This window comes from Microbacterium sp. KNMS, from assembly GCF_053851835.1.
In genome coordinates this window covers 1-266 of record NZ_JBSQBP010000120.1, presented here as the reverse complement: position 1 = coordinate 266, position 266 = coordinate 1, and the positions used below count along the sequence as shown (strand labels likewise).

General features: G+C 45.9%; 1 protein-coding gene. It reads left to right on the top strand.

The window, feature by feature from the left end:
* On the top strand, positions 1–207 hold a 207-nt coding region (locus tag ACWXWW_RS18075), incomplete at its 5' end, for an ABC transporter permease subunit (protein WP_455971398.1).
* Positions 208–266: the final 59 nt, after the last annotated feature.

The following is a 266-nucleotide window of genomic DNA, read 5'->3' as shown; positions in this document are numbered from 1 at the left end:
GGATTTGCCGTGTTGATTGGAGGTGTTGTTGTCACGGAAAGCGTATTTTCCATACCCGGACTAGGCCGATTGACTGTCGACGCTGTATTGGCGAGAGATTACCCTACCGTCCAGGCTGTCATTTTGCTTTTCTCCTTTGTGTACGTGCTAATCAATTTAGGCATTGATTTGCTTTACACCGTATTTGATCCTCGGATCAAGTATTAGAAGCACGCCTATCTCCGCCTCAAAAACATTGCCATGCCAGGAACAACTTTGTACATACC